Consider the following 26,327-nt stretch of genomic DNA (forward strand, 5'->3'; position numbering starts at 1 on the left):
CCACCGGAAAATCGACAGAGAATTCCGCACAGACGCCACGTGCTCAGATCGACCGTTGATTGACCCGCTTCGACAACTCTTCGGCGCTCTCCTTGCGCTCGGAGTAGCGGTCCACCAGAAACGCCTCGCGGCCACGCACCAGCAGGGTGAATTTCATCAATTCTTCCATGACGTCGACAACGCGGTCGTAGTACGAGGAGGGCTTCATCCGGCCAGCCTCGTCGAACTCCATGAAGGCCTTCGGGACGGATGATTGATTGGGGATGGTCAGCATGCGCATCCAGCGCCCGAGCACGCGCAGTTGATTGACGGTGTTGAATGATTGCGAACCGCCGCAGACCTGCATGACCGCCAATGTCTTGCCTTGGGTCGGGCGGACCGCGCCCATGGTCAGGGGAATCCAGTCGATCTGCGACTTGAACACTGCCGACATCGAGCCGTGCCGCTCCGGCGAGCACCAGACCTGACCTTCTGACCAGAGCACCAGATCAAGCAGTTCCCGGACTTTCGGATGATCGTTGGGTGCGTCATCGGGCAGCGGCAGGCCGGACGGATCGAAGATCACCGTTTCGGCGCCGAGCAAGCGCAGAATCCGCGCCGCTTCTTCGGTCAACAGGCGGCTGAAAGAGCGTTCACGGGTGGAACCATAGAGCAGCAGAATGCGTGGCTTGTGGGTGTTTTCGCCGGTGAGCGGCAGGAGTTCGAGGTCGAGGTTCGGCAGGTCTTCGTTCATCACAGGGTTCCGATGCGATCGAGGGCCGCTTTGAGGTCGGCGTCCGACAGGCTTTTGAGGTCAAGGGCGAAGAACGCTGCAAAGCGTCGCTTGATGATCTCGACCGTGTTGGCAAAAGCGGCCTCGATGTCTTCGCGGCTGCCATGGACCTCCGACGGGTCGGCCAGCCCCCAGTGGCTTTTAATTGCCGGGCCGAAGTAAACCGGGCAGGCTTCGCCGGCAGCTTTGTCGCAGACCGTGATGACGATATCGGGCGGGGAGTCGGCGAAGACATCAGAGTCTTTGCTGTACAAGCCTTGTGTCGAAACACCGAGGTCGTGCAGCGTCTGTATTGCCTGAGGATTGAGCCGGCCGCTGGGGAAGCTGCCGGAACTGACCGCTTCAAACCCGGCTGGGGCCAGGTGATTGAACAAGGCTTCGCTCAAGACACTGCGGCAACTGTTGGCCGTGCACATGAAGAGGATTCTGCTTTGAACGGGGAGAGGGCTCATCATCGCAACTCGAATATATGGATATCCGAATATACGTATGTCGATGCAAAAAGCCAATGCTGACTTTCTGGCTCCCGACGCTTTCAACGTGATCTCGAAATGGGGCTGCGGTGCCAGGAATCGGGTGGCCGCGATGGAGAGTGCTCGACCCCTTCGCGACCCGGCGGTGACGACGCATAAGGTAGACACCCAGCCTTGCGCCTCATTTGGCGAATTTCCGGGCCCCGGCGACACACAGAATCACCGCGACCGTCACCCCAAGCATGCCGATGCTGACGTGCTCGTGCAGCAGGGTCGCCGCCAGCGCCAGGCCAAAGAAGGGTTGCAGCAGTTGCAGTTGCCCGACAGCGGCAATCCCGCCTTGGGCGAGGCCGCGATACCAGAACACGAAGCCGATCAGCATGCTGAACAGCGAGACGTAAGCCAGGCTGAACCAGGCCGGTGCGCTGATCCCGCTAAACGAAGCCGGCATCCGCCACCAGGTCAGCGCCGCCATCACCGGCAATGCCAGTACCAGCGCCCAGGAAATCACTTGCCAGCCGCCCAGGGTGCGGGACAACTTCGCGCCTTCGGCATATCCCAGGCCACACGCGAGAATCGCCAGCAGCATCAGGATGTCGCCTTGGGGGGAGGCGCTCAGGCCCTGGGATACTGCAAAACCCACCACCAGCAAACTGCCCAGCACCGAGAAGAACCAGAACACCGGCCGCGGGCGTTCGCCACCGCGCAACACGCCGAACACGGCGGTGGCCAGCGGTAACAGGCCAACGAACACGATGGAATGCGCCGACGTCACGTATTGCAGGGCCAGCGCGGTCAACAGCGGAAACCCCACCACCACGCCCAGCGCCACGATGATCAGCGGCACAAGCTGATGGCGTGCAGGGCGTTTTTCCTTGAACAACAGCAGCAGGCACAGCGCCAGAATCGCCGCGAGGGTGGCGCGAGCCACGGTGAGGAATACCGGATCGAATTCCAGCACCGCCACCCGCGTCGCTGGCAGTGAGCCGCTGAAAATCACCACGCCGATCAATCCATTGATCCAGCCGCTGGCGTTGCTCTCCAGCGTCCGGTTTTGCAGGTTCGAAGTCCGTTCCATTTGGCTCTCGCTTATTGTTGGGTTGCCCGAAAGTCATGGTAGGGTTGGGCTATCGATACAATCAAAAAATTGTCATGGATACATCCCGACATGCCTCGATCTCGCTATAAAACTCTGGTTGATACCTTCGCCGCCGACATTCGCTCGGGGCGTTTGCCACCGGGTACGCGGCTGCCAACCCACCGCCAGCTCGCCACCGAGCAAGGCCTGGCGCTGGTCACGGCCAGCCGGGTGTATGCCGAGCTTGAGGGCATGGGCCTGGTCAGTGGTGAAACCGGGCGCGGGACTTTTGTCCGGGAGACGTCGCTGCCGCCAGGCCAGGGCATTTCCCAGTCCGTGGTGGCGGCGGGGATGATCGACCTGAACTTCAACTACCCGTCATTGCCGGGTCAGGCTGACCTGTTGCGCCAGGCGCTGCGTCAGCTTGCATTGTCTGGTGACCTGGAGTCGCTGTTGCGTTATCAACCCCACGCCGGGCGGCTGCATGAGCGGGCTTCGGTGGCCCGCCACCTGGGCGAGCGCGGCCTGAACGTGTCGGCCGAACAGGTGTTGATCGTCAGTGGCGCCCAGCATGGCCTGGCCGTGGTGATGATGACGCTGCTCAAGCCCGGCGACGTGATTGCGGCTGACGCGTTGACTTATCCGGGGTTCAAGACATTGGCCGAAACGCTGCACCTGGAGGTACTGCCCATTCCTGTCACGGCCAACGGGCCGGATTTATCGGCCTTGGACAAGCTGTGTCGCAGCCGCCCGGTGCGGGCCGTGTATTCCATGCCCACCTTGCATAACCCGCTGGGTTGGGTGATGGACACTGCGCAGCGCGAGCGCTTGGTGGCGATTGCGCGTCAGCATGACCTGATGATCATCGAAGACGCGGCCTACGCCTTTCTGGCCGAGAACCCGCCGCCACCCGTGGCTGAGATGGCGCCGGAAAGGACGGTGTACGTTTCCGGTTTATCCAAGAACATCGCCACCGGGTTTCGCGTCGGTTTTGTCGCGGCACCTCTGCATTGGGTCGCGGGATTCGAGCGCACGGTGATGGCGACGACCTGGAACACGCCGGGGGTAATGACGGCGATCGCCACCGCCTGGCTCGATGACGGCACCGTCTACCAACTGGAAGCGCAAAAACGTGCGGATGCGCAGGCCCGACAAACCTTGGCGCGCGAAGTGCTGACGGGGCTGGAGACGGTCACACATCCGTCTTCGTATTTCATCTGGTTGCCATTGGCCGAAGACGCCCGCGCCGACCAAATCGCCATGGCGTTGATGCGCGAGCACGTGTCGGTGTCGCCCGCCGAACCGTTTGCGATCACCCCGCATGTACCACACGCCATCCGCCTGGCGCTGGGCTCGGTGGACATGGTCTCGCTGCGCCAGGCGTTGCTGAAAGTGAAAAGGGTGGTGGGGTATTACGCGTAGCGCAGGGCAGTTTTCTTCAATACGCCCACCGCCGGGCTCTTTACCTTGGGGCCTGGTTCAATTGAGAAGAGTAGGTGTGCGATGAGTTTGATCATGTCCATGGCGGCGTTTGCGTTGGCCGCGTCGATCACCCCGGGGCCGGTGAATATCGTCGCCTTGAGTTCCGGGGCGCGTTTCGGCTTCAAGGCCAGCCAGCGGCATGTGGCCGGGGCGACGTTGGGGTTTGTGTTGTTGCTGGTGTTGATGGGGTTGGGGTTGCACGAGCTGTTGCAGCTTTGGCCCGCGATGACCCAGGTGGTGCAGTGGGCGGGCGTGGCGTTTCTGTTGTACATGGCGTTCAAACTGGCCGCCGACAACGGGCAACTGGAGGCGAAAGACTCGGGCCGCGCGCCATCGATGCTCTACGGCGCGGTGATGCAATGGCTCAACCCGAAAGCCTGGCTGGCCTGTGTGGCGGGCATGGGGGCATTTGTCGCCGATGGCGCGGCGCGGCTGGTGTGGCAGTTTGCGGCGATCTATCTGGTGATTTGCTATCTGTCGGTCGGCTGCTGGGCCTATGCCGGGACATTCTTGCGCGGCTACCTGAACAACCCGACGGGCATGCGCTGGTTCAACCGGGTGATGGCGTTGTTGCTGGCGGTGAGTGCGGTTTATCTGATTTTCCCATGACCCTGTAGTAGCCCGGTTTAGCCGCGATACTGTCCTGGTGTCGCTGCCAGATGCTGTTTGAAGGCCCGTTGAAAATGCGCCTGATCGGCAAAGCCCGCTTCCAGCGCCACGTCGGCGATCAGCTTGCCGTGGCGCAGTTGCTCACGGGCGAACTGGATGCGCCGGTTGACCAGAAAGGCGTGGGGCGTCATGCCGTAATGCTGCTTGAACGCGCGGATCAGGTAGGACGGCGACAACTGCGCCGCTTCGCAAATATCTTCGAGCTTGAGCATCTGTGTGCAATGTTCGCGGATGAACCCGGCGGCGCGTTCCAGTTTGAAATTCGGTTCGCGCAATGGCTGCTCGACGGGATTCAGGCGTAATTGCACGTCAGTGAAAAACTCAATCGCTACGCTGTGCTTGCGCAATACGTCCTGCTGCGGATCGACCAGCACTTCATACAAACCTTGCAGCCCCGCGAACAGCTCGGGGTCAGCGGTATGGGTGATGGCAAAACGGCGGAACGCCAGGTCATCGCTGAACCCCAGCTGGTGCTGCAACCCGGTCAGCCACGCTGTGTCAACATAGAGCATCAAGTACGACCAGGGCTCGTCGTTGATCGGATTGCAGGCATGGACATCGGCGGGGTTCATCAACACCACAGTGCCGGCGCTGACCTCGAAGTGCGCCTGCTCGTGGACATAGGTGCTGCGCCCGGCGGTGATCGCACCGATGGAAAAGTGCTCGTGGGAATGCCGGGTGTAGCAGACCTCACGGCCATCGGCGATGGCGCGCGCTTCGATGAAGGGCAGGGCGTCATCGCGCCAGAAGCGCGGGGCCTTGTCGGTGTCCCGGGGCTTGGAGAGTTTCATGGTCATTCCTTGGCAACTTCGCCCCGAAGTGTATTAGCTCTCACCGTTAAAGGCTCGCTGCAACGCGGCTATATCGAGTTTTTTCATCTCCATCATTGCCGCCATGGCGCGTTGGGATTTGCTCGTGTCGGGATCTTTGAGCATGTCCATCATTGCCACCGGGACGATCTGCCATGAAACCCCGTACTTGTCCTTTAGCCAGCCACATTGCTGCGCCTCGACCGGCCCGCCGGCAGACAGCCGGCCCCAGAAATGGTCGACCTCTTCCTGGGTCTGGCAATTGACCTGAAACGAGATCGCCTCGTTGAACTTGAAGTTCGGGCCGCCATTGAGGCCGGTGAACGTCTGTCCGTCGAGTTCGAAGCTGACCGTCAGCACCGAACCTTCCGCGTGGCCATGAACCTCTTGGCCAGCCTTGCCGTAGTGGGTGATGGCAGTGATTTTGGAGTGGTCGAAGATCGCGCAGTAGTACTTCGCAGCCTCTTCCGCCTGGCCATCGAACCACAGGCAGGGCGTGAGTTTTTGAACGTGGAGCATGGCGGGTCTCCTTGGCAGGTTTTTGCATGCTGGACTATCAGCGTAGCCAGCCTCGGCCTGGCGGGTGGTGCCGTAGATCGACAAGTGTGCAAGCAAATGTTGTTGGAGGTAGTCGATATGACCAATGCTGGAGTCGTAACGACTATTTGCGCATGGAGTCGTTATGACTGCTGCTCCTTAAGTAATTGATTATCAACGGCTGAATATCTGGCACGAGACTTGATACGTCTCCAGTACAACTGAACTGCTACAGGAGTACGGAAAATGTTCCATTTCTTCAGCAATCCTCAGAACGTTCTGCAACTGTCCAGCCGTGTGCTCGTTGTCGGCCTGGCGATGCTGCTGGCAGGTATCTACGGCGCATACCTCTACGAGGGGTATCTGTCGATCCTGGCGCTGGTGTCGTTGCATGCCATGACCATCGTAGGGCCGACCCTGCTGAAAATCGGCTACGTCATGCGCCTGTTGTCCCAGCACCGGTTGAGTAGACCTCTGGGCCGGGCGTTGGCCTGATGCGCAACCTGGCGGCTGCTCCCGTTTTCAGTCTTGGCTTTCGTCCGTTCTTTCTGGCGGGAGCTGCGTTCGCCGCGCTGGCGGTTGCAATCTGGGCCTTGTGGCTGTACGGCCGATTGCCCGGCGCGAACCCGCTGGGCGGCATGCTTGCCTGGCATCGACATGAAATGCCGTTCGGCTTCGCCGTGGCAATCATCGCCGGGTTCCTGCTGACGGCGGTACCGAACTGGACGGGGCGCCCGGGGCTCAAAGGCTGGCAGTTGATCGGGCTGGTGCTGGTCTGGCTATCGGCGCGACTTGCCTGGCTTCTGCCGGTTTCGCCGACTGTGTTGCTGTGGTTGCAACTGCCGTTTTTGCCAGCGCTTGCGTGGGTGCTGGGCCGCGATCTGGTGGCTGCCGGCAAACGTGAGAATTACCCGGTTTTGTTGATGATCACGTTGCTGATCGGATGTCAGGCAATGACGCTGTGGGGCCTCTGGATCGATGATGTCGGCCTGCAGCGGCGTGGTGTGCTGGCGGCGTTGTGGTTGGTCGGTGCATTGATGAGCATGATTGGCGGTCGAGTCATTCCGTTCTTTATTCAGCGTGGCTTGAATCGGCCGGCTTTACCGGCAGGCACTCCCTGGCCGTCCCGGGTTTTGCTGGTGAGCGGGTTGTTTGTGGCGCTGACATTCGCGCTCGGCTTGCAGGATGTGCCCAGGCGCTGGATGGTGGCAGTGTTTGGGTTGATGGGGGTTCTGCATGTGTTTCGGCTGTGGCGTTGGCATGACCGAGGTCTGTGGCGGGTGCCACTGTTGTGGTCGTTATATTTGTCTTATGTCTGGTTGGTAGTGGCGATTTTTGCCATGGGGTTGTGGCACCTGGGGTTGATGTCGCAGCAGAGTCTGGCGACTCATTCGCTGGCGGTGGGGGGCGTGGGTGGGTTGATCCTGGCGATGATCGCGCGGGTGAGTCTGGGGCATACCGGGCGGTTGTTGCAGCCTTCCAGGGCGATTGTCTTGGGGTTTGGGTTGATTCTGCTGGCTGGGGTGTCGCGGGTTCTGCTGGTGCCGGTTTCCGGGTTGGGGCTCGGTGCTTCGGCGCTGTTGTGGTGTTTGGCGTTTGGGCTGTTTTTGCTTTGCTTTACGGGGATTTTGCTCAGGCCTCGGGCTTAAGCCGGCCTGTCTGTTTGGCTCTCCCTGAGTGACCGGTGGTCGATACGCCCCGGTCACCCAGTCAATTTGCGCTTAGCTGTATGGATAACCCAAGGCGCGCGTAGGTACCCGTTCACCACAGCGACGCCCCTTCAGAACACCGTGAGTCTGAGGACCTTCGCAATGTTGACCCTGAATATCAATGGCAAGGATCAGGAGCTGGATGTCCCCGCGGACATGCCGCTGCTTTGGGTCTTGCGTGATGTTGCGCACCTGACCGGAACCAAGTTCGGCTGTGGCATGGCCCAGTGCGGAGCCTGCACCGTGCACGTCGATGGCACGCCGCTGCGTTCCTGCATTACGCCCGCCACGGCGGTGGCCCACGGGCAAAAAATCCTCACCATCGAAGGGCTTTCCCTCGACGGTTCGCACCCGGTGCAGCAAGCCTGGGCCGAGCTTGATGTGGTGCAGTGCGGCTATTGCCAGTCAGGCCAGATCATGTCGGCCGCGGCATTGTTGGCGAAGATCCCCAAGCCAACGGATACCGACATTGATCAAGCACTGTCGGGCAATATCTGCCGTTGCGGCACCTACCCAAGAATTCGTGCGGCGGTCAAACGCGCCGCCGAGCTGGGTTGAGGTGGCCATGAACGATCTCAATCCGTTATCGCGTCGCGGTTTCCTCAAAGGCACGGCTGTGTTGGGTGGTGGCCTGGTCGTCGCGTTTGTCATCCCCGGTGGCCATCGTTTTGCCGGGGCGGCGGAAAATCAGGGCAACGTCTTTGCACCCAATGCGTTCCTGCGTATCGGCAATGACAACACCGTCACGGTATTGCTCGGCCATTCGGAAATGGGCCAGGGCATCTGGACGGGCCTGACCATGTTGATCGCCGAAGAACTGGACGCCGACTGGTCGACAATCAAAGTCGAGCATTCGCCAGCCTCGGCTGCCGATTACGGCATGGCCGGGTTCGGCGGGATGCAGATCACCGGGGGGTCGACCTCGACCTGGATGGAGTTCGACCGTTATCGCCAGGCGGGCGCGGCAGCGCGGTTAATGTTGATCGAGGCGGCCGCCAAGCGTTTCAACGTGCCACCTTCGCAGATTCGTACCGAGTCCGGCGTTGTCATCGCCGGCGACCAGCGCGCCACGTACGGCGAGCTGGCCGATGACGCCGGCAAGCTGCCCGTGCCGGCCCCGGCGTCAATCAAGCTCAAGGAAGCCAAGGACTGGAAGCTCATTGGCAAGCCCACCAACCGCCTCGACACGCCGGAGAAAATCACCGGTCGGGCGAAGTTCGGCATGGACGTGCAGTTCGACGGCTTGATGACCGCCATGGTCGCCCGTTCGCCGGTATTCGGCGGCAAGGTCAAATCCTTCGAAGGTGCTGAAGCGTTGGCGATCCCCGGCGTGCACAAAGTGGTGCAGGTGCCCACGGGTGTGGCGGTGATCGCCGATCATTACTGGGCGGCGAAGTTGGGCCGCGATGCCCTGCACGTCGAGTGGGACCTGGGGCCGAATGCCGGGCTCGACAGCCAAAAACTGTTGGAGAGCTTTCGCAAGCTCGCCGCCACCCCCGGCTTGCCGGCCAGCAAGGCAGGGGACACCAAGGCTGCACTGGCCAAGGCGACGAAGAAGCTCGATGTCGAGTACAGCGTGCCTTACCTGGCCCACGCGCCGATGGAGCCACTCAACTGCACCGTGAGCATCACCCAGGACAAATGCGAGATCTGGACGGGCACCCAGTTCCAGACGCTGGACCAGATGATCGCCGGGAAAATCACCGGTCTCAAACCCGAGCAGGTCGAGATCCATACCGAATTCCTCGGTGGCGGTTTTGGTCGGCGGGCCAACCCGACCTCGGACTTTGTCGCTGAAGCGGTGTACGTGGCCAAAGCGGCCGGCGGTCCGGTCAAAACCGTGTGGGCGCGGGAGGATGATATCCGTGGCGGTTACTACCGCTCGGCCTTCCTGCACCAGGCGCAGGTCGGCCTGGGGGCCGATGGAATGCCGGTGGCGTGGCAGCATGTGATGGTCGGGCAGTCGATCATGACCGGCACTTCACTCGAAGCGAGCATGGTCAAGGACGGCATCGATAAAACCTCGGTCGAAGGCGTGGCGGACAGTCCCTACCTGGCGGGATTGGCCAACCATCAGGTTGATCTTCACTCGCCGCAAACCGGCATCAGTGTGTTGTGGTTGCGCTCGGTGGGGCACAGTCATACGGCTTTCGTCATGGAGTCGTTGATCGACGAGTTGGCCAGCGCGGCGGGCAAGGACCCGGTGGAATATCGACGAACACTGCTTAAAGAGCATCCGCGACACCTGGGCGTCTTGAACCTGGCCGTGGAAAAAGCCAACTGGAAGGCACCGCTGCCAGACGGCCATGCCCTGGGCGTGGCGGTGCATGAATCATTCGGCAGTTACGTCGCGCAGGTGGCGGAGGTGTCCCAGGACAATCTGGCGATCCGCGTGCATCGCGTGGTGTGCGCGGTGGATTGCGGGATCGCGGTCAATCCGCAGAGCATCGCCGCACAGATGGAGTCCTGCATCGCCTTCGGTCTGGGATTTACCTTGCACAGTCACCTGACGTTCAAGGATGGCCAGGTGGTGCAATCCAACTACCACGACTATCAAGTGCTGCGGCTCAATGAGATGCCGGTGGTTGAAGTGCACATCGTGCCCAGCAGCGACAAACCCGGTGGCATCGGCGAAGCCGGCGTACCGCCCACGGCACCGGCGGTGGCCAATGCGGTGTTTGCCTTGACCGGTCAGCGGCTGCGCGAGCTGCCACTGCATTTGTCGGGGGTGTGAAATGAGACGACATCATTGGTTGCTGGGTTCGCTGACCCTGTTCTGCCTGTTTGTCTACACAACGGAGCTATTTGCCGATGACAAGGAGGCCTTGAAAGCATTCGACACGGTGCGACAAGTCTTCCAGAGCCCCCGCTGCCAGAATTGCCACATTCCTGGCGATTCACCGTTGCAGTTCGATGCCGGAACGCCTCACGCGATGAACGTGGTGCGCGGGATGGACGGCAAAGGGGCGGCCGGTTTGCCCTGCGCCAGCTGCCACGCCGAAGCCAATCCTCCGGCCAGTTACGGCCCCAAGGCGCCACCGGGCGCGCCGCACTGGAGCCTGCCGCCAGCGGCCCACAAAATGGCCTGGATTGGCCTGCCACCCGATCAGCTGTGCAGCATGATCAAGGACCGCAAAGCCAACGGCGACCGTGATTTCGCAGCGCTGATCAAGCATGTCAGCGAGGACAAACTGGTGCTGTGGGGCTGGAATCCGGGCGGCAATCGCGCACCGGTACCGGTCGCGCATGATGTTTTTGTCACGCAGTTCAAGCTTTGGGCCGATGCCGGTGGCCCGTGCCCGGTGGCAGGTAGCTGACCAACGGCCTGTAAACAGGGAGTCAAACCCGCTATCGGGTGCTCTAAAGAACATACCCGCCAATGGAGTATGTGATGCTGATTTCAGGCAAGCTGCACAAGAAAAGCGTCTGCGCCGACCCTTTGCGCACGCCCGCACAGGAGCGCGAGTTGTTGCGCGACCTGGCCCGCAAGGCTGAGCAGGAGCTGACGGGCGTGCAGATGGCAAGCATGGATGAGTTGACCCTGCTGTCCAATCGCCATGGATTTCTGGCGTTGGCTCAAATGGGGCTGGATGCCTGCGCTCACCTGGTACGGCCAGCGACGCTGCTGTTCTTCAACCTCGATGATTTCAAGCGTATCAACTACTTATTCGGGCGTGCCGAGGGCGACGATGCCCTGAAAACCTTTGCGGATGTGCTGCGTATTGGCTTCAGGGAAAGCGATGTGATCGGCCGACTGGAAGGCGCGACCTTTGTCGCGTTACTGACTGGCTCCGGCAGCGTCGATCTAACGGCGATCAAGGCGCGGTTCGAGGAAATGCTCGATGAGCGCAATGCCACGTTGCATCGTGGCTATGACATCAGGTTCAGCATTGGACAGATCGAATACGACCCTGCCGCGCATGGTTTGGTTGAAGCGCTTTTGGCTGAGGCTGAAAGGGTGATGGGGCGCTAGTTTTGTACTGAATTGGCTGGCCCTTTCGCGAGCAGGCTCGCTCCCACATTTGATCAGCGGCGCTCACAATTCCCTGTGGGAGTGAGCGTGCCCGCGATGAGGTCCTTACAGCCACCACCTACTTGGCAAACAACTGCCCAATATCCTTGAACGCCTTGAACTCCAGCGCATTGCCGCACGGATCGAACAAAAACATCGTCGCCTGTTCCCCCACCAATCCCTGAAAACGAATCCCCGGTTCAATCACGAAGCGCGTCTCCAGTGATTGCAGTCGCTCGGCCAATGCCTCCCACTCCGCCATCCCCAGCACCACACCGAAATGCGGCACCGGCACGTTGTGACCGTCGACGGCATTGGTGTGGGCCGCTTCCTGCGAGGCGTTTTTCGGTGCCAGGTGAATCACCAGTTGATGACCGAAAAAATTGAAATCGACCCAGTGATCACTGGAGCGGCCTTCTTCGAGGCCAAACACCGAACCATAAAAGTGCCGAGCGGCAGCGAGGTCGTAAACGGGAATGGCCAAATGAAAAGGGGAGAGTTGCATCGGACTAGCCTCGGTCATGTGAAGTCAGATCGAGTTTAGACTTGTGCAATTTGATCGAAGGACGATAGTTTTTGCGCCGAGCTCAAATTATTTCGATCAATCGAGAGCAATCATGCTGCGAGAACTGAAAACCTTCATTGCGGTGACGCGCCACGGCACGTTCGCAGCGGCCGGTATGCACATTGGCCTGACCCAGTCGGCGGTCAGCGCGCAGATGCGCAACCTGGAGCAGGCCCTCGGGATCCAGCTGTTCGATCGCACCGGGCGCCAGGCTTTGCTCAATGCGGCGGGCCAGCGTGCGCTGCCGATGGCGCGGGAGATTCTCGAGACCTTCAACCGTATGGCGGTCAGCGATGACGTCAGCGAATACCGTGGTGAATTGAAGATCGGCGCCGTGGCGACTGCGCAAACCGGGTTGCTGCCTCAGGCGCTGTTACGCTTGCGTCAGCAGGCACCCTTGCTGGAGCCGAAACTGGTGCCCGGCGTTTCGCTCAATCTATTGAGCCAGGTGGACACCGGCGAAGTGGACCTGGCGATCCTGATCAAGCCGCCGTTTGAACTGCCCAAGGAGTTATCGGCACACGTGATCCGCCGCGAGCCCTTCGTGCTGATCGTGCCGGTGGACCTCGAAGGCGACGACCCGCTGAGGTTACTCGCCGAACATCCCCACGTACGTTACGACCGCAACTCGTTCGGTGGCCGATTGGTCACGCGGTTTCTAAAGGAACAGCAGATTGACGTGCACGTCGCCCTGGAGCTGGATGAGCTGGAGGCTATCGTGAAAATGGTCGAGTGCGGTTTGGGCGTGTCATTGCTGCCCGAAGCCGGGTTGTGGCTGGAGCATGGGGCGAAGGTTCGGGTGATTGGTTTGGGCGAGCTGACGTTTTACCGGGAGATTGTCCTGTTGCAGCGTTACAGCCAGCGCAAGCAGCCGATCCAGCAGTTGTTTGCGAACTGTCTTACGCCACCACCCTTGTAGGAGCTGGCTTGCTGGCGATTGCGATTTCTGGTCGGGATGCAGCAGGCATAAAAAAACCGCCATAACAGGTAATGCTGTTCATTTAAGGTCGAACACTGTTCCTGTGGCGAGGGAGCTTGCTCCCGCTGGGGAGCGAAGCGCCCCCCAAAATGGGACTGCTACGCAGTCCAGCGGGAGCAAGCTCCCTCGCCACAGGTTACTGATTGCTTGCTCTATCTCTTAACTGAACAGCATTGCGCCATAACAGGCGGGTTTTTTATCGGCTAACCGAAGATTACTCTTCGATGTTGCCCATGGCCGTGGTGTTGAAGCCACCGTCCACGTACATGATTTCACCGCTGATGCCGGACGCCAGGTCCGAGCACAGGAAGGCGCCGGCGTTGCCGACTTCGTCGATGGTGACGTTGCGACGCAGCGGGGTTTGCGCTTCGTTGGCGGCCAGCATCTTGCGGAAGTTCTTGATGCCGGAAGCGGCGAGGGTGCGGATCGGGCCAGCCGATACGCAGTTGACGCGAGTACCGTCCGGGCCCAGGGAACCAGCCAGGTAACGTACGCCAGCTTCCAGGGAAGCCTTGGCCATGCCCATGACGTTGTAGTTCGGCATGGTGCGCTCGGCGCCCAGGTAAGACAGGGTCAGCAGGCTGCCGTTGCGGCCTTTCATCATTTCGCGACCGGCTTTGGCCAGGGCCACGAAGCTGTAGGCGCTGATGTCGTGAGCGATGCGGAAACCTTCGCGGGTGGTGGCTTCGGTGAAGTCGCCGTCCAGTTGGTCGCCCGGTGCGAAGCCCACGGAGTGCACGATGCAGTCCAGGCCATCCCACTTCTTGCTCAGTTCTTCGAAGACCTTGGCGATTTCTGCATCGCTGGCCACGTCGCACGGGAAGCACAGCTCAGGGCTCGAACCCCAGCCTTGTGCGAACTCTTCGACACGACCCTTGAGTTTGTCGTTCTGATAAGTGAAGGCAAGCTCAGCGCCCTCGCGATGCATGGCGGCAGCGATGCCGGATGCGATGGACAGCTTGCTGGCGACACCGACGATCAGTACGCGCTTACCGGCGAGAAAACCCATGTGTTGCTCCTCTTTTCAGGTTATTGCGCAGTGGCTGGTGCCAGGAAAGCGGCCTCCAGCAACTGCTGTGTATACGGATGTTGGGGGGCGGCAAAAATGCTTTGCGCGTCTCCCTGTTCGACCACTTGGCCATGCTTGACCACCATCAGCTGGTGGCTCAGCGCTTTCACCACAGCCAGGTCATGGCTGATAAACAGATACGTCAGGTTGTACTTGCTTTGCAGTGAACGCAAAAGCTCCACCACTTGGCGTTGCACGGTGCGGTCGAGGGCCGAGGTCGGCTCGTCCAGCAGAATCAACGCCGGTTTTAGCACTAACGCCCGGGCAATGGCGATTCTCTGCCGCTGCCCACCGGAAAATTCGTGGGGGTAGCGGTTCCGGGTTTCCGGGTCCAGACCTACCTCCTTGAGTGCCGCAATGATCGCTTGTTCCTGTTCCGCCTCGGTGCCGATCTTATGGATCCGCAGGCCTTCGCCAACGATCTGGCTCACGCACATCCGTGGACTCAGGCTGCCAAACGGGTCCTGAAACACCACCTGCATCTCTCGACGCAGCGGCCTGACTTGTTGCTGCGTCAGGCAGTCTAGCTGCTTGCCTTCAAAACGGATGGCGCCAGTACTGCCAATCAACCGCAAGATCGCCAGCCCCAACGTCGATTTACCGGAACCGCTTTCCCCCACAATCCCCAGGGTCTGGCCCTGGGGCAGGCTGAAATTGATGCCGTCCACCGCTTTGACGTAATCCACCGTGCGCTTGAGCAGGCCTTTCTTGATCGGGAACCAGACTTTCAAGTCCTCGACCGTCAGCATCGGCGGGCCGATTTCATTGGTCGCCGGTGTGCCGCTGGGCTCCGCTGCCAGCAGGATCCGAGTGTACGGATGCTGCGGCGCGCGGAACAACTCTTCGCACGATGCCTGTTCGACGATGCAACCGCGCTGCATGACACATACGCGATGCGCAATTCTTTTCACCAGGTTCAAATCGTGGCTGATCAGCAGCAAAGCCATGCCCAGACGTGCCTGCAATTCCTTGAGCAATTCGAGGATTTTCAGCTGAACGGTCACGTCCAGGGCGGTGGTTGGTTCGTCGGCGATCAACAACTCCGGCTCATTGGCCAGGGCCATGGCGATCATCACGCGCTGACGCTGGCCGCCGGATAACTCGTGGGGCAGGGCTTTGAGGCGCTTTTGCGGCTCGGGAATGCCGACCATCTCCAGCAGCTCCAGGGTGCGCCGGGTCGCGATCTTGCCGGTCAGGCCCTTGTGGATGCCCAGCACCTCGTTGATCTGCTTCTCGATCGAGTGCAGCGGGTTGAGCGAGGTCATCGGCTCCTGGAAGATCATCGCAATCCGGTTGCCGCGGATGTGGCGGATGGTCTTTTCCTTCAGGTCCAGCAGGTTCTGCCCGGCATACTCGATGGTGCCGGACGGATGCCGGGCCAGCGGGTAGGGCAGCAGGCGCAGGATCGAGTGCGCGGTCACCGATTTGCCGGAACCGCTTTCGCCCACCAGCGCCAGTGTTTCACCGCGCTTGATATCGAAACTGACGCCTTCAACCACGCGCTGACTGTGGTCGCCGACAACGAATTCGACGGCGAGGTCGCGCACTTCGATCAGATTGTCCTGATTCATTTCACTTCCTCGGGTCGAAGGCATCGCGAGCGGACTCGCCGATAAACACCAGCAAACTCAACATCAAGGCCAGCACCGCAAACGCGCTCATGCCCAGCCACGGCGCCTGCAGGTTGGATTTGCCCTGGGCCACCAGCTCACCCAGCGACGGGCTGCCGGCCGGCAAGCCGAAGCCGAGGAAATCCAGGGCCGTCAGCGTACCGATGGCGCCGGTCAGGATGAACGGCATGAAAGTCATGGTCGAGACCATGGCGTTGGGCAGGATGTGGCGAAACATGATCGCGCCATTCTGCATGCCCAGCGCCCGGGCCGCACGCACGTACTCCAGGTTACGCCCACGCAGGAACTCGGCGCGCACCACGTCCACCAGGCTCATCCAGGAAAACAGCAGCATGATCCCCAACAGCCACCAGAAATTTGGCTGGACGAAACTGGCGAGGATGATCAGCAAGTACAGCACCGGCAACCCGGACCAGATCTCCAGGAAGCGCTGCCCCGCCAGATCGACCCAGCCGCCATAAAAGCCCTGCAACGCGCCGGCGATCACGCCGATCAGCGAGCTGAGCAGGGTTAGCGTCAGGGCGAACAGCACCGAGACGCGGAAGCCGTAGATCACCCGCGCGAGCACATCGCGGCCCTGGTCGTCGGTGCCCAGCAGATTGTCCGCCGAGGGCGGTGCCGGGGCCGGAACCTTCAGGTCGTAGTTGATGCTCTGGTAGCTGAACGGGATCGGCGCCCACAGCACCCAGGCGTCCTTGGCCTTGAGCAGTTCGCGGATGTACGGGCTCTTGTAGTTGGCTTCCAGCGGGAATTCGCCGCCGAAGGTGGTTTCCGGGTAGCGCTTGAGCGCGGGGAAGTACCAGCCATCGTCGTAGTGCACCACCAGCGGTTTGTCGTTGGCGATCAGCTCGGCGCCGAGGCTGGCACCGAACAGGATCAGGAACAGCCACAGCGACCACCAGCCGCGTTTGTTGGCCTTGAACAGTTCGAAGCGGCGGCGATTGAGAGGGGACAGGTTCATCTCAATGCTCCCGGCTTTCGAAGTCGATGCGCGGATCGACAAAGGTGTAGGTCAGGTCTCCGATCAGCTTCACCACCAACCCCAGCAGGGTAAAGATGAACAGCGTGCCGAACACCACCGGGTAATCACGGTTGATCGCGGCTTCGAAACTCATCAGGCCGAGGCCGTCGAGGGAGAAGATCACTTCGACCAGCAGCGAGCCGGTGAAAAAGATCCCGATGAACGCCGACGGGAAACCGGCGATCACCAGCAACATCGCGTTGCGGAACACGTGGCCGTAGAGCACGCGATGATTAGTCAGGCCCTTGGCCTTGGCGGTCACCACGTACTGCTTGTTGATCTCGTCGAGGAAGCTGTTTTTGGTCAGCAGGGTCATGGTCGCGAAGTTGCCGATCACCAGCGCCGTCACGGGCAGCGCCAAGTGCCAGAAGTAGTCGAGGATCTTGCCCCCCGTGCTCAGCTCATCGAAGTTGTTGGACGTCAGCCCGCGCAAGGGAAACCAGTCCAGATAACTGCCCCCGGCGAATACCACGATCAGCAGGATGGCGAACAGGAACGCCGGAATTGCATAGCCGACGATGATCGCCGAACTGGTCCAGACATCGAAGTGGCTGCCGTGTCGCGTGGCCTTGGCGATCCCCAGCGGGATCGACACCAGGTACATGATCAGCGTGCTCCACAGCCCGAGCGAGATCGACACCGGCATCTTTTCCTTGATCAGGTCGATGACCTTGGCATCGCGGAAAAAGCTGTCGCCAAAATCCAGCGACGCGTAGTTCTTGACCATGATCCACAGGCGTTCCGGCGCCGACTTGTCGAAGCCGTACATGTGCTCGATTTCCTTGATCAGCGCCGGGTCCAGGCCTTGGGCGCCGCGATAGGCAGAACCGGCCACCGACACTTCGGCACCGCCGCCGGCAATCCGGCTGGTGGCGCCTTCGAAGCCTTCGAGCTTGGCGATCATCTGTTCCACCGGCCCGCCGGGGGCGGCCTGGATGATCACGAAGTTGATCAGCAAAATGCCAAACAGTGTCGGGATGATCAGCAGCAGTCGCCGAAAAATATACGCCAGCATCTGATTACTCCGTGCCCGCAGGGTCGGCTTGCAATTTGGTTTCGATCTCTATGGCCGGTTTCGCATCGGGCTTGATCCACCAGGTGTTGATGCCGATGTCGTATTTAGGCGAGACCTTCGGGTGGCCGATGTGGTTCCAGTAGGCCACGCGCCAGGTTTTGATGTGCCAGTTGGGAATCACGTAATAGCCCCATTGCAGCACGCGGTCCAGTGCACGGGCGTGGGCGACCAGGCTGACACGCGAATCGGCGTTGATCAGTTGTTCGACCAACTGGTCCACCACCGGGTCTTTCAGGCCCATGGAGTTACGGCTGCCGGGTTTGTCGGCGGCTGCGGTCATCCAGAACTCACGCTGTTCGTTGCCCGGCGAGTTGGACTGCGGAAAGCTGCCGACGATCATGTCGAAGTCCCGCGAGCGCACGCGGTTGACGTACTGCGAGACGTCGACCCGGCGAATCACCAGTTCGATGCCGAGGTCGCTGAGGTTGCGTTTGAACGGCAACAAGACCCGCTCGAATTCGGTCTGGGCCAACAGGAATTCGATGCTCACCGGTTTGCCGGTGGCGTCGACCATTTTGTCATCGACGATGCGCCAGCCAGCCTCTTGCAGCAGTTGATAAGCCTTGCGTTGCTGGGTGCGGATCATGCCGCTGCCGTCGGTGACCGGGTTCTGGAAGGCTTCGCTGAACACCTGCTCGGGAATCTTGCCGCGGAACGGGTCGAGGATCGCCAGTTGGTCGGCGTCCGGCAGGCCGGTGGCGGCCATTTCGGAGTTCTCGAAATAACTGCGAGTGCGCGCGTAGGCGCCGTTGAACAACTGCTTGTTGGTCCATTCAAAATCCAGCAGCAGCGTCAGCGCCTGGCGCACGCGCACGTCCTGGAACACCGGCCGGCGCAGGTTGAAGACGAAGCCTTGCATGCCAGTGGGGTTGCCGTTGGGGATCTGCTCCTTGATCAAGCGACCCTCGGTGACGGCCGGAATGTTGTAGGCGTTGGCCCAGTTCTTCGCAGTCATTTCCAGCCAGTAATCGAACTGCCCGGCCTTGAGCGCTTCGAGCGCCACGGTGTTGTCACGGTAATAGTCGGTGGTCATGACATCGAAGTTGTAGAAACCGCGATTCACCGGCAGGTCCTTGCCCCAGTAATCCTTGACCCGTTCATAGCGCACCGAGCGCCCGGCCTTCACTTCACTGACTTTGTACGGCCCGCTGCCCAGCGGCGCTTCGAGGTTGCCCTTGTTGAAGTCGCGGTTCGCCCACCAATGCTTGGGCAGCACCGGCAACTGGCCGAGGATCAAAGGCAATTCGCGGTTGTTGCTGTGCTTGAACTTGAACAGCACCGTCAACGGATCCTCGGCAACCACGTCGGCGACGTCGTTGTAGTAGCCGCGATACATCGGTGCGCCGTCCTTGATCAGCGTCTGGAAGCTGAACACCACGTCTTCGGCGCGTACCGGATGGCCGTCATGGAAACGCGCTTCGGGCCGCAGGTAGAAACGCACCCAGTCATTGTTCGGGGCTTTTTCGATCTTGCCGGCGATCAGGCCGTATTCGGTAAAAGGTTCGTCCAGGCTCTGCCGGGCCAGGGTGTCGTAGATCAGGTCGATATCGTTGGCCGATACACCCTTGCTGATGAACGGGTTGAGACTGTCGAAACCACCGAACCCGGCCTGACGGAATTTGCCGCCCTTGGGGGCATCCGGATTGACGTAGTCGAAGTGTTTGAAATCCGCCGGGTACTTCGGCGGTTCGTTGTACAGGGTCAGGGCGTGTTGCGGGGCGGCGCTGGCCAACCCGGCGAACAGCAGGGCGCTGGCCTGCAAGAGCAGGGCGCTGATGGGTTTCATCGATCTTTCTCCGAAGATTTCAGCCACCACGCGCTCAGGCCCAGGGTGTAGGGCGGCGTGGTGACGAAGGCAAACCGGTTGCGGTACGCCAGGCGGTGATAATTGAGGTACCAGTTGGGAATGATGTAGTGCTGCCAGAGCAGCACCCGGTCGAGGGCCTTGCCGGCGGCGACCTGCTCGTCGCGGGTCTTGGCCGCGAGCAATTGGTCGAGCAGGTGGTCGACCACCGGGTTGGCGATACCCGCGTAATTCTTGCTGCCCTTGACCGCGACCTGGCTGGAGTGAAAGTACTGCCACTGCTCCAGGCCAGGGCTGAGGGTCTGGCTGAGGGTCATCAGGATCATGTCGAAGTCGAACTGGTCGAGGCGCTGTTTGTACTGGGCGCGGTCTACCGTGCGCAGCTTGGCGTCAATGCCGATGCTGGCGAGGTTCTCGACGTAGGGCTGGAGGATACGTTCCAGGTTCGGGTTGACCAGCAGAATCTCCAGGCGCAACGGCTGGCCGGACGCGTTCTGCAGGCGTTGGCCATTGAGCCTCCAGCCAGCCTCGGCGAGCAGGCTCAGGGCCTTGCGCAGGGTTTCCCGGGGGATGCCCTGACCCTGGGTTTGCGGCAGGCTGAACGGTTCGGTCAGCAAGCGGGCAGGCAGTTGCTCGCGGTACGGCTTGAGTAGCAGCCATTCATGGCCGACCGGCAGGCCGGTGGCAGAGAACTCGCTATTGGGGTAGTAGCTCATGGCGCGCTTGTAGGCGTCGCTGAACAGCGTGCGGTTGGTCCACTCGAAATCGAACATCATTCCCAGCGCCTCTCGAACCGAAGCCTCGGCAAAGGTCGGGCGACGGCTGTTCATGAACAGGCCCTGGGTCTGAGTGGGGATCTGGTGCGGTATTTGCGCCTTGATCACCTCGCCACGGCGGATCGCTGGAAAGTTGTAACCGCTGGCCCAGTTCTTGGCCTGGTGCTCGATGTAGATGTCGAATTCGCCAGCCTTGAACGCTTCGAACGCTACGTCGCTGTCCCGATAGAACTCGACTTCCATGCGGTCGACGTTGTACTTGCCGCGGTTGACCGGCAAGTCCTTGCCCCAGTAGTCCTTGACCCGCTCGAAAACGATCTGCCGCCCCGGCGTTACCGAAGTGATGCGATACGGACCGCTGCCCAGCGGCGGTTCGAAGGTCGTGGCCTTGAAGTCGCGGTCCTTCCAGTAATGCTGTGGCAGCACCGGTAACTCGCCAAGGCGCAGGATCAACAACGGATTGCCGGCACGCTTGAACACGAAGCGGATGCGCTGCGGGTTGAGAATGTCGACCCGCAACACTTCCTGAAGATTGGTGCGGTATTGGGGATGGCCTTCCTTGAGCAGCAAGCGGTAGGAGAACGCCACGTCGTAGGCGGTGATCGGCGTGCCATCGTGGAAGCGTGCTTGCGGGCGCAAGTTGAAAACCACCCAGCTGCGGTCCTCGCTGTATTCGACCGATTGGGCGATCAGGCCATAGCTCGAGGTGGGCTCGTCGCCGGACGGCGCGTATTGCCCGGTGCCGACCATCAGCGGTTCGTTCAGCTCGTTGATGCCGTACTGCAGGAAGTTCGGCGTGGCGACCGGGCTGGTGCCCTTGAAGGTGTAAGGATTGAGCGTATCAAACGTGCCAAACGCCATTACCCGCAACGTACCGCCCTTGGGCGCTTGCGGGTTGACCCAGTCGAAGTGGGTAAATCTGGCCGGATACTTGAGCGTGCCGAACTGCGCATAACCATGGCTTTCGCTGATCGTCGCGCTTGCGGTGGAGCTCAAGGCCAGGCTGATCAGGAGCGGGAGCAGGGGACGCTTCAAATAAGAAATCCGATCCAGGCGGCTTGGGCTTTGTGGCCCGTACAGTAACAGCTTGTATGGACAGGAAAAAGACGGGGGGTTAATGCGTTGTTAATTGCCTGGGGGATGGGCCTGCAAGCGCGAAACCTGTGGCGAGGGAGCAAGCTCCCTCGCCACAAAGTTTGCCAAAGTACAAAGTCAAAAAAAGCCCCTGGAATCAGGGGCTCGTTTTTAATGCGGGTTGGACACGGTCAACATCTGTCCAGGCTTGAGCGCCTGGCCGACGCGCGGGTTCCAGCGCTTGAGGTGCTGCATTTCAACGTTGAAGCGTTTGGCGACGATGTACAGCGAGTCACCTTGTTTGACCTTGTATTGGGTCTTCGGCTTCTTGGCGCTGGCCTTGGAGTTGGCGGCCACCACGGTATTGACGCGACCCGGGCTGCGTTTGCTGGTGTCTTGCATGACCAGGGTCTGGCCGGGCTTGAGGTTCTTGCCGGACAGCTTGTTCCAGCGCTGGAGATCTTTGACGTTGACGTTGTTGGCCTTGGCAATGGAACCCAGGTTGTCGCCGCGCTTGACCCGATAACTGCGTTTGGCACTGGCCACTGCCGTGCTGTCCGTGTCATCGAAGACCGGTTTGAGCGGCTTCTTGCTGATCAGCTCTTCCGGACGCATGGTTTGCAGGCTGGAGGTCAGCAACTGTGCCTTGGACGTCGGCACCAGCAAATGCTGGGGACCGTCGATGGTGGTGCGTTGCTTGAAGGCCGGGTTGAGCTGGAATAACTCGTCTTCGTCGATGTTGGCCACCGCGGCGACCTTGGAAAGGTCCATGCGCTGGTTGATTTCGACGACCTGGAAGTACGGCTCGTTGGCGATCGGGTTGAGGTTCACCCCGTAGGCTTCCGGCGCCATCACCACCTGCGACAGGGCCAGCAATTTTGGCACATAGGCCTGGGTCTCGGCCGGCAGCGGCAAGTTCCAGTAGTCGGTCGGCAGGCCCAGCTTTTCGTTGCGCTCGATGGCGCGACTGACCGTGCCTTCACCGGCATTATAGGCAGCCAGTGCCAGCAGCCAGTCACCGTTGAACATGTCGTGCAGGCGGGTCAGGTAATCCATCGCGGCGGTGGTCGACGCGGTGATATCGCGGCGGCCATCATAGAAACGGGTCTGGCGCAGGTTGAAGTAACGGCCGGTGGACGGAATGAATTGCCACAAGCCAACCGCATTGGCCCGGGAATAGGCCATCGGGTTGTAGGCGCTTTCAATCACCGGCAGCAGCGCCAGTTCCAGCGGCATGTTGCGTTCTTCGAGGCGTTCGACGATGTAATGAATGTAGAGGCTGCCGCGTTCGCCGGCGTTTTCGAGGAAAGAAGGATTGCTGGCAAACCACAGGCGCTGTTGCTCGATGCGCGGGTTCACTCCCAGGTTGTCCTGCAACTGGAAGCCCTGGCGCATGCGCTCCCAGACGTCCTGCGGGATCTGCGGGGTCGGCTTTTCGCTGAGCCAGATGGGCTTCTGCTTGGCGCGGGCAGCAATGTTCGGCGTATGTGTCGCTTCAGGTTGCGGAGCATGGCTGGAGCAGCCCGCCAAGGTGGCGGACACAGCCACCGCTATGGCTTGAGCCAAGCGGGTCAATGCGTCTGAATTGATGGACTTACGTATGGATGACGACATTGGCTGGAAGTAAGTTCCGGGCAAAAATGTCGGGCGATTCTAGAAAGCGCACCCCCTGCGGTCAACCATTCAGCGTTTTTGGACCCTCGTGCAAGCTCTTTAGAACGTGTCTTTCCAGGCTCTGAGAGCCGCAAATACCATGTCGGGCCGAGAGTTATCGGTGCCGGTCCGTTCGTCCGCTTTTTCTTTAACGGATGTTACGCCGGTACGCAAAAACGGATTTGTGCGCTTTTCCAGTGCCACTGTGGAAGGCAGAGTGATGACCCCGGCTTCCCGTTGTCGGGTGACGGTGGCGAGGCGTTCGAGGGTGTCCGGATTACCCGGTTCGACGGCGGCGGCGAAGCGCAGATTGCTCAGGGTGTATTCATGGGCGCAGTAGACGCGGGTATCCTCGGGAAGAGCCGCGAGGCGCGACAGCGAGGCATGCATTTGTTGTGGCGTGCCTTCGAACAAACGACCGCATCCGGCAGCGAACAGGGTGTCGCCACAGAACAGCAGGCCGCTGTGATAATAGGCAATGTGGCCCAGGGTATGGCCGGGGACGGCGATGACATCAAAGTCATGGCCAAGCACGGTAACGCGGTCATTGTCCTTGAGCGCCACGTCCCGCGCCGGAATGTTTTCGCTGGCCGGCCCGTAAACCTTCGCGTCCGTCGCTTTCTTCAACTGCTCGACGCCGCCGACATGGTCATGATGATGGTGAGTGATCAGAATATCAGTCAGGGCCCAGTCAGGATTGGCCACAAGCCAGGCTTGCACCGGGGCGGCATCCCCCGGATCGACTACCGCGCAGTGGCGCGTGGCGGGGTCTTGTAACAACCAGATGTAGTTGTCGGTGAAGGCGGGCAGGGCAGTGATCTGTATCATCGTCGGATTCGCCAAGCTGGAAACAATGGCGCATCTTAGAACTTCCTGGCGCGTTGGAGAATGCAATGACCGATAAAGCGTTCGCTCAGGCTGATCCTGACTGGCTGGCGTTGATCAGCACGGCCCGCGACTGGCTGTCCGGACCCCTCGGGCAATTTTTGCTGGACGAAGAACGGCGCATGCTCGAAGACGAGCTCGGGCGCTTCTTCGGCGGCTACCTGGTGCATTACGGCCCGTCGGCCCAGACACCGCCATCAGCGCCGCAGGTGCAGCGCAATGTGCGCCTGGGTGCGCCGTTGCCGGGTGTCGAGATCGTGTGCGAAGAGCAGGCCTGGCCACTCAGCGAACATGCCGCCGATGTGGTGGTGTTGCAACATGGGCTGGATTTCTGCCTGTCGCCCCACGGGCTGCTGCGCGAAGCTGCAAGCAGTGTGCGACCCGGCGGGCATCTGTTGATCATCGGCATCAACCCCTGGAGCAGTTGGGGTTTGCGCCATGTGTTTGCCCATGACGGGTTGGGCAAGGCCCGCTGCATTTCGCCGTCTCGGGTGGCTGACTGGTTGAACCTGCTGGGCTTCGCGCTGGAGAAACGCCGCTTCGGGTGCTATCGTCCGCCGCTGGCTTCCCCTGCCTGGCAGACCCGTCTGGCCGGCTGGGAGCGCAAGGCCGGTGACTGGCAATTGTCCGGCGGCGGCTTCTATTTATTGGTCGCGCGCAAGATCGTTGTAGGCCTGCGACCGCTCCGTCAGGAACGTCGCGAACCGATGGGCAAGCTGATTCCGTTGCCGATGGCCAAGGTCAACCGCCGCAATATCGAGCCGTAATACCCCTTTTCATTTTCCGACCGGGTTGTCCCGGTCTCGGGCGTTGTCGATCGACGATCGGCGAGCCACCGTATTTTCTGGATAGATTGCATGAGCGATAGCGTAGAACTTTTCACCGATGGCGCTTGTAAAGGCAACCCTGGCCCTGGCGGCTGGGGCGCGTTGCTGGTGTGCAAGGGCGTGGAAAAGGAACTCTGGGGCGGCGAAGCCAACACCACCAACAACCGTATGGAATTGATGGGCGCGATCCGTGGCCTGGAAGAACTCAAGCGTTCATGTGATGTGCTGCTGGTGACCGACTCCCAGTACGTCATGAAGGGCATCAACGAGTGGATGGCCAACTGGAAAAAACGCGGCTGGAAAACCGCCGCGAAAGAGCCCGTGAAAAACGCTGACCTGTGGAAGCTGCTCGACGAACAGGTCAACCGCCACAACGTCACCTGGAAGTGGGTGCGCGGACACATCGGCCATCACGGCAACGAACGCGCCGACCAACTGGCCAACCGTGGCGTGGATGAAGTACGCGGGTTCAAGCAGGCCTGATGACCGAGTCGTCCCCTTCGCGAGCCTGCTCGCGAAGGGGACGACTCGGTGTATCTGAAGATCCCGGCAAGCGTGTTAACATCGCCGCTTTTGCACGATTGACCGATTGAGAGCTGAACACCTGATGGCCACCAGATCCGTTGTACTCGACACCGAAACCACCGGCATGCCGGTGACCGACGGCCACCGGATTATCGAAATCGGTTGTGTCGAGTTGATCGGTCGGCGCCTGACCGGTCGGCATTTTCACGTTTACCTGCAACCGGACCGCGAAAGTGACGAAGGCGCCATCGGCGTCCACGGCATCACCAACGAATTCCTGGTGGGTAAGCCGCGTTTCGCCGAAGTGGCCGAGGAATTCTTCGAGTTCATCAAGGGCGCGCAGCTGATTATCCATAACGCGGCGTTCGACGTTGGCTTCATCAACAACGAATTCGCCCTGATGGGTCAACACGAACGTGCTGACATCACGCAGCACTGCTCGATTCTCGATACGCTGATGATGGCCCGGGAGCGTCACCCGGGGCAGCGCAACAGCCTCGACGCCTTGTGCAAACGTTATGGCGTCGACAACTCGGGCCGCGAACTCCACGGCGCCTTGCTCGACTCCGAGATTCTCGCCGACGTTTACCTGACCATGACCGGCGGCCAGACCAGCCTGTCCCTGGCCGGTAATGCTTCCGACGGTAATGGTTCCGGTGAGGGCGCGGACAACTCCGCCACGGAAATCCGTCGCCTGCCGGCTGGCCGCGCCCCGACCCGCATCATTCGCGCGAGTGAGGATGACCTGGCGCAGCACGCGACGCGCCTGGAAATCATCAGCAAATCCGCTGGCGCTCCGGCGCTGTGGTTGCAGTTGGCCGAGGCGGAAGCCGAAGCTCAGGCGTAAATCAAAAACACAGGTTTTTGTGGCGACGGAGCAAGCTCCCTCGCCACAAAATAGT

The 26,327-nt window shown here is 60.7% G+C and carries 26 protein-coding genes; 12 read left to right on the top strand and 14 right to left on the bottom strand.

Annotated features, from left to right (window positions below; translation table 11 throughout):
- Positions 1-43: 43 nt before the first annotated feature.
- The 3 genes from arsH to KHO07_RS12185 form a co-directional block, all read right to left on the bottom strand.
- The gene (gene arsH / locus KHO07_RS12175) at positions 44-733 is read right to left on the bottom strand and encodes an arsenical resistance protein ArsH (protein ID WP_212627321.1); all 690 of its coding nucleotides are present in this window, start codon (positions 731-733) and stop codon (positions 44-46) included.
- Positions 733-1,188, bottom strand: a complete 456-nt coding sequence (locus tag KHO07_RS12180) for an arsenate reductase ArsC (protein WP_244858289.1) — start codon at positions 1,186-1,188, stop codon at positions 733-735. The genes arsH and KHO07_RS12180 overlap by 1 nt, the downstream gene beginning before the upstream one ends.
- 238 nt (positions 1,189-1,426) lie before the next feature.
- Positions 1,427-2,323: a DMT family transporter gene (locus KHO07_RS12185; protein WP_212627323.1), complete on the bottom strand. Its 897-nt coding sequence runs from the start codon at positions 2,321-2,323 to the stop codon at positions 1,427-1,429.
- A gap of 90 nt (positions 2,324-2,413) precedes the next feature.
- Between KHO07_RS12185 and KHO07_RS12190 the strand changes: the two genes are divergently transcribed.
- Positions 2,414-3,745: a PLP-dependent aminotransferase family protein gene (locus tag KHO07_RS12190; RefSeq protein WP_212627324.1), complete on the top strand. Its 1,332-nt coding sequence runs from the start codon at positions 2,414-2,416 to the stop codon at positions 3,743-3,745.
- A gap of 81 nt (positions 3,746-3,826) precedes the next feature.
- On the top strand, positions 3,827-4,414 hold the full coding sequence (locus KHO07_RS12195) for a LysE family translocator (protein ID WP_212627325.1): 588 nt from the start codon (positions 3,827-3,829) through the stop codon (positions 4,412-4,414).
- A gap of 17 nt (positions 4,415-4,431) precedes the next feature.
- On the opposite strand, the gene KHO07_RS12200 is transcribed toward KHO07_RS12195, so the two are convergent.
- Both KHO07_RS12200 and KHO07_RS12205 read right to left on the bottom strand, forming a co-directional pair.
- The gene (locus KHO07_RS12200; protein ID WP_150734381.1) at positions 4,432-5,265 is read right to left on the bottom strand and encodes an AraC family transcriptional regulator; all 834 of its coding nucleotides are present in this window, start codon (positions 5,263-5,265) and stop codon (positions 4,432-4,434) included.
- 33 nt (positions 5,266-5,298) lie between these two features.
- On the bottom strand, positions 5,299-5,802 hold the full coding sequence (locus KHO07_RS12205) for a VOC family protein (RefSeq protein WP_150734380.1): 504 nt from the start codon (positions 5,800-5,802) through the stop codon (positions 5,299-5,301).
- Between the two features lie 264 nt (positions 5,803-6,066).
- On the opposite strand from KHO07_RS12205, the gene KHO07_RS12210 reads away from it, so the two are divergent.
- From KHO07_RS12210 to KHO07_RS12235, 6 genes are all read left to right on the top strand, one after another.
- Positions 6,067-6,315, top strand: coding sequence for a transmembrane sensor/regulator PpyR (locus tag KHO07_RS12210; protein WP_150734379.1), 249 nt, complete (start codon positions 6,067-6,069; stop codon positions 6,313-6,315).
- Positions 6,315-7,469, top strand: coding sequence for an NnrS family protein (locus KHO07_RS12215; protein ID WP_212627326.1), 1,155 nt, complete (start codon positions 6,315-6,317; stop codon positions 7,467-7,469). The genes KHO07_RS12210 and KHO07_RS12215 overlap by 1 nt, the downstream gene beginning before the upstream one ends.
- 162 nt (positions 7,470-7,631) lie before the next feature.
- Entirely contained in the window at positions 7,632-8,087 is a 456-nt protein-coding gene (locus tag KHO07_RS12220; protein ID WP_150734377.1) for a (2Fe-2S)-binding protein, read from the top strand.
- A 7-nt stretch (positions 8,088-8,094) separates the two neighbouring features.
- The gene (locus tag KHO07_RS12225; protein ID WP_212627327.1) at positions 8,095-10,263 is read left to right on the top strand and encodes a xanthine dehydrogenase family protein molybdopterin-binding subunit; all 2,169 of its coding nucleotides are present in this window, start codon (positions 8,095-8,097) and stop codon (positions 10,261-10,263) included.
- 1 nt (position 10,264) lies between these two features.
- A complete protein-coding gene (locus KHO07_RS12230) occupies positions 10,265-10,846 on the top strand; it encodes a hypothetical protein (RefSeq protein WP_212627328.1) in 582 nt (193 codons plus the stop codon).
- Positions 10,847-10,920: 74 nt separating this feature from the next.
- Complete coding sequence (locus KHO07_RS12235) at positions 10,921-11,502, top strand: GGDEF domain-containing protein (protein ID WP_212627329.1); 582 nt, start codon at positions 10,921-10,923, stop codon at positions 11,500-11,502.
- Between the two features lie 118 nt (positions 11,503-11,620).
- Here KHO07_RS12235 and KHO07_RS12240 read toward each other — a convergent pair whose 3' ends face one another.
- Complete coding sequence (locus KHO07_RS12240; protein WP_212627330.1) at positions 11,621-12,046, bottom strand: VOC family protein; 426 nt, start codon at positions 12,044-12,046, stop codon at positions 11,621-11,623.
- 112 nt (positions 12,047-12,158) lie between these two features.
- Here KHO07_RS12240 and KHO07_RS12245 point away from each other — a divergent pair, with 112 nt between their 5' ends.
- Positions 12,159-13,025 carry a LysR family transcriptional regulator gene (locus KHO07_RS12245; RefSeq protein ID WP_212627331.1) on the top strand — a complete coding sequence of 289 codons (867 nt, stop codon included), beginning with the start codon at positions 12,159-12,161 and terminating at the stop codon, positions 13,023-13,025.
- 274 nt (positions 13,026-13,299) lie between these two features.
- On the opposite strand, the gene fabI is transcribed toward KHO07_RS12245, so the two are convergent.
- From fabI to gloB, 8 genes are all read right to left on the bottom strand, one after another.
- Entirely contained in the window at positions 13,300-14,094 is a 795-nt protein-coding gene (gene fabI, locus KHO07_RS12250) for an enoyl-ACP reductase FabI (protein ID WP_034146538.1), read from the bottom strand.
- Positions 14,095-14,114: 20 nt separating this feature from the next.
- Positions 14,115-15,725 (bottom strand): ABC transporter ATP-binding protein, encoded by a 1,611-nt coding sequence (locus tag KHO07_RS12255; protein ID WP_150734371.1) that lies wholly within the window; start codon positions 15,723-15,725, stop codon positions 14,115-14,117.
- 1 nt (position 15,726) lies between these two features.
- Complete coding sequence (locus tag KHO07_RS12260) at positions 15,727-16,746, bottom strand: ABC transporter permease (RefSeq protein ID WP_150734370.1); 1,020 nt, start codon at positions 16,744-16,746, stop codon at positions 15,727-15,729.
- Position 16,747: 1 nt separating this feature from the next.
- Positions 16,748-17,821, bottom strand: coding sequence for a microcin C ABC transporter permease YejB (locus KHO07_RS12265; RefSeq protein ID WP_150702098.1), 1,074 nt, complete (start codon positions 17,819-17,821; stop codon positions 16,748-16,750).
- 4 nt (positions 17,822-17,825) lie between these two features.
- Positions 17,826-19,667 carry an extracellular solute-binding protein gene (locus KHO07_RS12270; RefSeq protein ID WP_150734369.1) on the bottom strand — a complete coding sequence of 614 codons (1,842 nt, stop codon included), beginning with the start codon at positions 19,665-19,667 and terminating at the stop codon, positions 17,826-17,828.
- Positions 19,664-21,496, bottom strand: coding sequence for an extracellular solute-binding protein (locus tag KHO07_RS12275; RefSeq protein ID WP_212627332.1), 1,833 nt, complete (start codon positions 21,494-21,496; stop codon positions 19,664-19,666). The genes KHO07_RS12270 and KHO07_RS12275 overlap by 4 nt, the downstream gene beginning before the upstream one ends.
- Positions 21,497-21,706: 210 nt before the next feature.
- On the bottom strand, positions 21,707-23,149 hold the full coding sequence (locus tag KHO07_RS12280; RefSeq protein WP_212627333.1) for a transglycosylase SLT domain-containing protein: 1,443 nt from the start codon (positions 23,147-23,149) through the stop codon (positions 21,707-21,709).
- Positions 23,150-23,248: 99 nt separating this feature from the next.
- Positions 23,249-24,016 carry a hydroxyacylglutathione hydrolase gene (gene gloB / locus KHO07_RS12285; RefSeq protein WP_150734366.1) on the bottom strand — a complete coding sequence of 256 codons (768 nt, stop codon included), beginning with the start codon at positions 24,014-24,016 and terminating at the stop codon, positions 23,249-23,251.
- 65 nt (positions 24,017-24,081) lie between these two features.
- On the opposite strand from gloB, the gene KHO07_RS12290 reads away from it, so the two are divergent.
- The 3 genes from KHO07_RS12290 (at position 24,082) to dnaQ (ending at position 26,272) form a co-directional block, all read left to right on the top strand.
- Positions 24,082-24,840, top strand: coding sequence for a methyltransferase domain-containing protein (locus tag KHO07_RS12290; protein ID WP_212627334.1), 759 nt, complete (start codon positions 24,082-24,084; stop codon positions 24,838-24,840).
- A 90-nt stretch (positions 24,841-24,930) separates the two neighbouring features.
- Positions 24,931-25,383: a ribonuclease HI gene (gene rnhA, locus KHO07_RS12295; protein WP_008062270.1), complete on the top strand. Its 453-nt coding sequence runs from the start codon at positions 24,931-24,933 to the stop codon at positions 25,381-25,383.
- Positions 25,384-25,507: 124 nt separating this feature from the next.
- On the top strand, positions 25,508-26,272 hold the full coding sequence (dnaQ, locus tag KHO07_RS12300; RefSeq protein WP_150734364.1) for a DNA polymerase III subunit epsilon: 765 nt from the start codon (positions 25,508-25,510) through the stop codon (positions 26,270-26,272).
- Positions 26,273-26,327: the final 55 nt, after the last annotated feature.

This window comes from Pseudomonas sp. PP3 (genome assembly GCF_905336995.1).
Taxonomy (GTDB): domain Bacteria; phylum Pseudomonadota; class Gammaproteobacteria; order Pseudomonadales; family Pseudomonadaceae; genus Aquipseudomonas; species Aquipseudomonas reinekei.

What these genes read in the sequence shown, in the direction of transcription:
- KHO07_RS12215 (WP_212627326.1), top strand. Translation starts at nt 6,315, where the DNA reads ATGCGCAACCTGGCGGCTGCTCCCGTTTTCAGTCTTGGCTTTCGTCCG.
- KHO07_RS12235 (WP_212627329.1), top strand. Translation starts at nt 10,921, where the DNA reads ATGCTGATTTCAGGCAAGCTGCACAAGAAAAGCGTCTGCGCCGACCCT.
- KHO07_RS12270 (WP_150734369.1), bottom strand. Translation starts at nt 19,667, where the DNA reads ATGAAACCCATCAGCGCCCTGCTCTTGCAGGCCAGCGCCCTGCTGTTC.
- KHO07_RS12265 (WP_150702098.1), bottom strand. Translation starts at nt 17,821, where the DNA reads ATGCTGGCGTATATTTTTCGGCGACTGCTGCTGATCATCCCGACACTG.
- fabI (WP_034146538.1), bottom strand. Translation starts at nt 14,094, where the DNA reads ATGGGTTTTCTCGCCGGTAAGCGCGTACTGATCGTCGGTGTCGCCAGC.
- KHO07_RS12210 (WP_150734379.1), top strand. Translation starts at nt 6,067, where the DNA reads ATGTTCCATTTCTTCAGCAATCCTCAGAACGTTCTGCAACTGTCCAGC.
- KHO07_RS12240 (WP_212627330.1), bottom strand. Translation starts at nt 12,046, where the DNA reads ATGCAACTCTCCCCTTTTCATTTGGCCATTCCCGTTTACGACCTCGCT.
- gloB (WP_150734366.1), bottom strand. Translation starts at nt 24,016, where the DNA reads ATGATACAGATCACTGCCCTGCCCGCCTTCACCGACAACTACATCTGG.
- KHO07_RS12245 (WP_212627331.1), top strand. Translation starts at nt 12,159, where the DNA reads ATGCTGCGAGAACTGAAAACCTTCATTGCGGTGACGCGCCACGGCACG.
- KHO07_RS12180 (WP_244858289.1), bottom strand. Translation starts at nt 1,188, where the DNA reads ATGTGCACGGCCAACAGTTGCCGCAGTGTCTTGAGCGAAGCCTTGTTC.
- rnhA (WP_008062270.1), top strand. Translation starts at nt 24,931, where the DNA reads ATGAGCGATAGCGTAGAACTTTTCACCGATGGCGCTTGTAAAGGCAAC.
- KHO07_RS12260 (WP_150734370.1), bottom strand. Translation starts at nt 16,746, where the DNA reads ATGAACCTGTCCCCTCTCAATCGCCGCCGCTTCGAACTGTTCAAGGCC.
- KHO07_RS12195 (WP_212627325.1), top strand. Translation starts at nt 3,827, where the DNA reads ATGAGTTTGATCATGTCCATGGCGGCGTTTGCGTTGGCCGCGTCGATC.
- KHO07_RS12205 (WP_150734380.1), bottom strand. Translation starts at nt 5,802, where the DNA reads ATGCTCCACGTTCAAAAACTCACGCCCTGCCTGTGGTTCGATGGCCAG.
- KHO07_RS12190 (WP_212627324.1), top strand. Translation starts at nt 2,414, where the DNA reads ATGCCTCGATCTCGCTATAAAACTCTGGTTGATACCTTCGCCGCCGAC.
- KHO07_RS12290 (WP_212627334.1), top strand. Translation starts at nt 24,082, where the DNA reads ATGACCGATAAAGCGTTCGCTCAGGCTGATCCTGACTGGCTGGCGTTG.
- KHO07_RS12280 (WP_212627333.1), bottom strand. Translation starts at nt 23,149, where the DNA reads ATGTCGTCATCCATACGTAAGTCCATCAATTCAGACGCATTGACCCGC.
- KHO07_RS12185 (WP_212627323.1), bottom strand. Translation starts at nt 2,323, where the DNA reads ATGGAACGGACTTCGAACCTGCAAAACCGGACGCTGGAGAGCAACGCC.
- KHO07_RS12255 (WP_150734371.1), bottom strand. Translation starts at nt 15,725, where the DNA reads ATGAATCAGGACAATCTGATCGAAGTGCGCGACCTCGCCGTCGAATTC.
- KHO07_RS12220 (WP_150734377.1), top strand. Translation starts at nt 7,632, where the DNA reads ATGTTGACCCTGAATATCAATGGCAAGGATCAGGAGCTGGATGTCCCC.
- KHO07_RS12225 (WP_212627327.1), top strand. Translation starts at nt 8,095, where the DNA reads ATGAACGATCTCAATCCGTTATCGCGTCGCGGTTTCCTCAAAGGCACG.
- arsH (WP_212627321.1), bottom strand. Translation starts at nt 733, where the DNA reads ATGAACGAAGACCTGCCGAACCTCGACCTCGAACTCCTGCCGCTCACC.
- KHO07_RS12200 (WP_150734381.1), bottom strand. Translation starts at nt 5,265, where the DNA reads ATGAAACTCTCCAAGCCCCGGGACACCGACAAGGCCCCGCGCTTCTGG.
- KHO07_RS12230 (WP_212627328.1), top strand. Translation starts at nt 10,265, where the DNA reads ATGAGACGACATCATTGGTTGCTGGGTTCGCTGACCCTGTTCTGCCTG.
- dnaQ (WP_150734364.1), top strand. Translation starts at nt 25,508, where the DNA reads ATGGCCACCAGATCCGTTGTACTCGACACCGAAACCACCGGCATGCCG.